Source organism: Paenimyroides marinum, from assembly GCF_900108395.1.
Lineage (GTDB): Bacteria > Bacteroidota > Bacteroidia > Flavobacteriales > Flavobacteriaceae > Flavobacterium > Flavobacterium marinum.
Map to the genome: position 1 here is coordinate 1 of NZ_FNXE01000073.1, position 6,325 is coordinate 6,325.

The 6,325-nt window shown below is 37.9% G+C and carries 2 protein-coding genes; one reads left to right on the plus strand and one right to left on the minus strand.

The annotated features are described in order from the left end of the window. Positions 1 to 556 precede the first annotated feature (556 nt). A complete protein-coding gene (gene metG / locus BLW20_RS14185; RefSeq protein WP_091102813.1) occupies positions 557 to 2,617 on the minus strand; it encodes a methionine--tRNA ligase in 2,061 nt (686 codons plus the stop codon). A 199-nt stretch (positions 2,618 to 2,816) separates the two neighbouring features. Here metG and BLW20_RS14190 point away from each other — a divergent pair. Next, on the plus strand, positions 2,817 to 6,325 hold a 3,509-nt coding region (locus BLW20_RS14190; RefSeq protein ID WP_177165108.1), incomplete at its 3' end, for a fibronectin type III domain-containing protein.

Consider the following 6,325-nt stretch of genomic DNA (forward strand, 5'->3'; position numbering starts at 1 on the left):
AGAGGGGATTTTTGACAATCTGATGATAAGGATGGTAAATGCCAAACCCTGCTACATAAAAAACATTAGCAGTTAAATGCCTAAGTCAATTGTATAATTATAAAGATTATAATAATGATTCAAATCTAATTGTATATTCTATTATTTCGTATAAAGAAAATTCTGGGGGTAAAGGGAATCATTACGATATGGATATTTTGTACGATGGAGAAACAAACACACACACTTTCTATTACAAGTAGGGAATATCGTGAAATTAAGAAAGGAGTCTATCCAAAAGTTTATAGATACAATGGTGAATTATTGACAGATTGGACTTATGAACAGAAGAAAAGATATATTTATGTTTTTCTTATTTTGATGATATTTACAAATGTTGCTTTTTATTTAAATAGAAAGTGAACAAAAAAGATAGATTTTAGTCATTCCGTGCTTGACACGGAATCTCACAAGAAATTATACTAAATAAGAATCTGAAACAAGTTCACAGTGACAATACATAACAAAAAAAACGCAAATCATTTGGTTTGCGTTTTGTATTTATAAAATAGTGAAATTATCCTATTGTGGCTCCGTTGTAAACTCCTGCTTCATCAGGATTCACAAACACCAGTTTTCCTTCTTTGGTTTCGGTTAGTAAAAGCATTCCTTCACTTTCTACACCACGCAATTTTCTTGGAGCAAGGTTTACCAATACAGTTACTTGTTTACCAATTAATTCTTCCGGTGTGAAATGTTCGGCAATTCCAGAAACAATCGTACGGACATCAATACCTGTATCAACTTTTAAAACCAGTAATTTATTTGCTTTCGGCATTTTTTCGGCTTCAATAATGGTGCCTACACGTAAATCAATCTTTGCAAAATCTTCAAATTGAGTAGTTTCTTTTTGAGGTTCAACCGTTTTGGCTTCGGCTGCGTTTGCTACTTTTGTTGCTTCCAATTTATCAATTTGTTTTTGAATTTCTTCGTCTTCGATCTTTGCAAACAACAATTCTGCCTGACCAATTTGGTGACCTGCCGGAATTAAGTCTGATGTTTCTGCCACTTTATTCCAAGCAATCGGCTCAGCAATATTCAACATGTTTTTTAGTTTAGCTGCCGAAAATGGCAAAAATGGTTCCGCCAAAGTAGATAATGCCGCAGCAATTTGCAATGCCACATACATTTGTGTTTTTACACGTTCTTCATCGGTTTTAATCAGCTTCCAGGGTTCTTCGTCTGCCAGATATTTATTTCCTAAACGTGCTACGTTCATCAATTCTCCCAGAGCCTCACGGAATCGGTAACGTTCAATAGAGCTTTCAATGACTGCCGGATATGCTTTTAATTCTGCTAATGTTTGTTTGTCAACCTCAGATAAAGCATTTGGAGCAGGGATGACTCCGTTGTAATATTTATTGGTTAAAACCACGACACGGTTGATGAAATTTCCAAAAATCGCCACCAACTCATTATTGTTACGTGCCTGGAAATCTTTCCATGTAAAATCATTGTCTTTTGTTTCGGGTGCATTTGCTGTCAATACATAACGCAATACATCTTGTTTTTCCGGGAAATCAACCAAATATTCATTCAACCAAACTGCCCAGTTTTTAGAAGTCGATAATTTATTTCCTTCTAAATTCAAAAACTCATTTGCCGGAACGTTATCAGGTAAAATATAATTGCCTTCTGCTTTTAACATGGCAGGGAAAATCACGCAGTGAAACACAATATTATCTTTCCCTATAAAGTGAACCAATTTGGTATCCTGATCTTTCCAATAAGGCTGCCAATCTTTACCTTCACGCGCCGCCCATTCTTTGGTTGATGAAATGTAACCAATAGGCGCATCAAACCAAACATATAGTTTCTTACCTTCGGCACCTTCCACCGGAACATCAATTCCCCAATCTAAATCGCGGGTTACGGCACGCGGTTTCAAACCATCGTCTAACCACGATTTTACTTGTCCGTAAACATTCGGTTTCCAGTCGTTTTTATGACCTTCTAAAATCCATTCGCGCAAAAAAGTATCGTATTGGTCTAAGGGTAAAAACCAGTGTTTTGTTTCTTTTAAAACAGGAGTAGTTCCTGTAATAGTAGATTTAGGATTGATTAAATCCGTTGCGTTTAATGATGATCCACATTTTTCGCATTGATCGCCATAAGCATCTTCGTTTCCACATTTAGGGCACGTTCCTGTTACAAAACGATCTGCCAGAAACTGATTTGCTTCGGCATCGTATAATTGTTCGGTAACTTCTTCGATGAATTTTCCTTCATCATACAATTTTCTAAAAAAATCAGAAGCGGTATCGTGATGAATTTTTGCCGAAGTACGTGAATAATTATCAAACGAAATCCCAAATTCCTGAAAAGAATCTTTAATGATTTTGTTGTATTTATCGATCACTTGCTGAGGTGTGATTCCTTCTTTTTTGGCTTTCATTGAAATAGCCACACCGTGCTCGTCGGATCCGCAGATAAAAGCCACATCTTTATTTTGCTGGCGTAAAAAACGAGCGTAAATATCGGCAGGAACATAAACTCCGGCTAAATGCCCGATATGTATAGGACCATTGGTATACGGCAAAGCTGCCGTAATGGTATATCTTTTAGGATTTTGAATCATGATTGTGTAATTTTCAAGATACAAAAATAGTGAAAAAGGAGTAGAGTTGGAATAAAATTTAGGATAGAATCAGTTATTGAAAATAATTGTTTTTTAAATGTTTATCGTTAAATTTTAGATTAAATTATGGGTTTATAAGCTTTTTTGTTATTTTTACAGACAACATCTTTATTTAATTAAATATTTAAAATATTTTACAATGAAAAAAACGATACCCTTATCAAAGTTTAAAATACGGTGGCTTAACACCAATACCTTGATTCTATTATTATTTGGTTTGTTTTTGCCTTTTTTTCAAGGACATGCGCAAACACCAATGTTTGAGTCAATATTTACACCGGCTAGTAGTAATTCCTTTCCGTTAGGTAGTACTTCTTCTAATAGGGTACAGTGGTTATATCTTCCTTCTGAAATTGCACCAACACCATCATCTGGTCTTATTACTAAGATTTATTTAAGGGTTGGGGCTTCAGCCTCAGCCACTACATTTACAAACTTAAGTGTGAGTTTAGGTACAACTACACAGACAGCTACTACTGGTACATGGGTTACAGGCACACAACAATGTTATTTAGGAACTTCTGTGTCTTATGCGGCACATAACCAAGGAGATTGGTTAGAAATCCAACTTCAAACTCCTTATTTATGGAACGGTACAGATAATCTAATAGTTGATGTAAGCCAAGATGGATATACTGCATCCGTAGGAATGTGGCAATATAGTTCTAATGGAAATAGAAGAACTTACGGAGGGCTTTCTGCGGCAACAGGTACAGGAGGTACAGGACAGGTTCATTTAGGTTTTGATATGATGCCTGCAACTCCTTGTTCCAGCACACCAACAGCAGGAACTGCGTCAGCAACGCCAGTAACATGTCCTAATCAGTCTTTTACTTTATCGCTTACAGGAGCTACGTATGAATTGGGGGTTACTTATCAATGGCAGAGCTCTCCTCAGGGGGCTAATACTTTTACAGATATACCAGGGGCTACATTTATGGCTTATACAGTAAATAACCAAGCAGCGGCGAGTGATTACCGCTGTGTTGTAACTTGTACAAACACTAATGATACCGATATTTCTAATGTGGTATCTGTAGCACATATACCACCTGTGACAGCTAATTTCTCTGAAGATTTTGATAGTACACCATCTGGTGCTTCTAACAATAATACCGTGCCAAGCTGTTGGACATATTTAGATGATATGTCAGGTACAGGTTATGGTTACACCAATAATTCCACAACGTATGCACAATCACCAACAAATTCTTTCCGTTTTTATATGTATAATAGTACATCAAATAACGGTCAATATCTATATTTGATATCACCACAAACAGATAATTTAGGTAATGGAACCAAACAGGTACGTTTTAGTGCGAGAATGACTTCAGCTACTATTGCGGGAAGATTAGAAGTTGTAAGTTTAAACGATATTTCTTCACCAACTGCCGCTACCTCGTCAGCAACAGTTTTGGTTTCCACGGATTTAAACAATGATGTTTATCAGGAGTTTATAGTAGCTTTACCGGCGACCACTGATGATTATTTTGCATTCCGCGTAACTTATAATGGCAATCCTACGAATAATTATCCAACAACTTACATAGACGATGTGTATTATGAAGATTTATCGCCATGTATATTTCCATTAGGAATAGATGTTACAAATGTGACAACAACAGCGGCAGATATTTCTTGGGACGCTTCAATAGCAACCGGAGTAACAGGTTATGAATATGAAGTACGAGATGCAAGCGGTGCGGTGGTTAAGTCAGGCTCAACTACAGGTGCAACCTCTGCAACTGTCACGGGATTAGATCCTGCTACAGAATATTTTGTATATGTACGCAGTAAATGTGGTACATCATCAGGTATATGGACAACTTTTCCTGTTAGTTTCATTACTCTTTGCGATATTGTAACAGGAAATTTCTTTGAAGGTTTTGAAACAACTTCTGTGGGGACTTCAACAAATAATATTGTACCTCGTTGTTGGACATATCTTGACGATATGACTGGGACAGGATATGGATATACTTATAATTATGAAGCAAAAACAGGGACGAACTGTTTCCGACTTTACTATTATAATTCATCATCTAATAATAATCAATATTTGTATTTAGTATCACCGGAAACAAATAATTTAGGTAACGGTACCAAACAGATTCGTTTTTCTGCAAAAGTAGTTACAGCACCTGCCAGATTACAAGTTGTTAGGTTAAATGATATTTCTACAGCCGCTGCAGCTACAGCATCTGCCACAGTAATAGAAACTTATGATCTAACAAACACAGGTTATCAAGAATTTATTGCTTATCCACCTTCAACAACCGATGATTATTTTGCATTCCGTGTTACATATGATGGGGTGTCTAGTAATTTTCCAAGTGTTTACATAGACGACATTTATTATGAGGATATCCCACCATTATTGGTAGATGTAGATAAGACGGATATTTTATGTAACGGCGCCAACAGCGGAGCTGCTGTTGCAACACCTGAAGGAGGAAAACCACCATACAGTTATTTGTGGTCACCATCAGGAGATACCACAGCTAGTGTTTCTAACTTGGTTCCTGGTCAACATACAGTTACGGTAACTGACGACAGGGGAACTGTGACAACAGAGAGCATTACTATTACCGAACCAACACCTATAGTTTCTAATTTAGATGTTACCCAGGTTAGCTGTAACGGTAAAAATGATGGTTCAGCTACCGTTGCACCAAGCGGAGGAGTAGCTCCTTATACCGTTTTATGGTCAGATAATACAGTAGGAGTTACCAATACTAACTTAGCACCGGGATCTTATTCGGTAGATATTCGTGATGCCAACGGTTGCTTGTTAACAGAAACCTTCACGGTAACTGAACCTGCCGTTTTAGCAACTACAATCACCAGTCAAACCAACGTAAGTGTTTACGGCGGAAACGATGGTGCAGCCACTATTTCGGTAACCGGCGGAACAGCACCATATACTTATTCATGGTCTCCGTCAGGAGGTACGGGAGCATCAGCATCTAATTTAGCTGCAGGTACCTATACCGTAACGGTAACAGATGCCAACGGATGTAAAACCACCCAAACGGTAGCCATTACCCAACCACCGGTACCTTATGAAATTGAATTGGTTTCACAAACAGATATAACCTGTAACGGAGCAAATGATGGAAGCATAACTGTTAAGGTAAACGGCGGAGCACCACCATATACTTATTCATGGACTCCTGCAGCAGGAAACAGTGCTTCAGTCAGTAACTTATCCGCAGGAGTATATACATTAACGGTAACCGATGCTCTTAACGATACGGTGACGGATACTTATACTATTACAGAACCTGCAGTATTAAGCGGTACGATAGGTTCGGTAACCAATGTTAACTGTAACGGTGCAAACGACGGCAGTGCTACTGTAACAGCAGCAGGCGGTACATCTCCATATACCTATATGTGGTCAAACGGAATGACAACAGCAACGGCTAATAACTTAACAGCCGGAAACTACAGCGTAACAATTACGGATGATAATGGTTGTACCACAACGTCTTCTATCGCTATTACAGAACCTGCGGCATTAATAGTTACCGGAACAAGTACAGATATAAGCTGTTTTGGACAAAACGACGGATCTGCTTCTGTAACGGTAAGCGGCGGAGCAACACCTTACACCTATTTGTGGTCCAACGCTCAGACAGGCAC